This window comes from Limosilactobacillus reuteri subsp. simiae (assembly GCF_020784875.1).
Lineage (GTDB): Bacteria > Bacillota > Bacilli > Lactobacillales > Lactobacillaceae > Limosilactobacillus > Limosilactobacillus reuteri_H.
The window spans coordinates 1-237 of record NZ_JAJGUI010000063.1; the positions used below are offsets into that span (position 1 = coordinate 1).

Annotated in this window: 1 pseudogene; it reads right to left on the reverse strand. The window is 37.6% G+C overall.

Features of this window, described 5'->3' with window-relative positions:
• A pseudogene (locus LMC10_RS02010) lies at positions 1-237 on the reverse strand (NlpC/P60 family protein); the annotation flags it as partial.

Below are 237 nucleotides of genomic sequence, written 5' to 3' on the forward strand. Positions count from 1 at the left end.
ACATAATTCCTTGATTATCAAAGTAGTATACCTTACCATCTCTATTTAAGAATTGATCGGTGTAACGAGCACCATCGGAACCAAAGTAGTAGGTGTGACCCCAATTCTTGTAATATTGGTCTTGGTACATAATTCCTTGATTATCAAAGTAGTATACCTTACCATCTCTATTTAAGAATTGATCGGTGTAACGAGCACCATCGGAACCAAAGTAGTAGGTGTGACCCCAATTCTTGT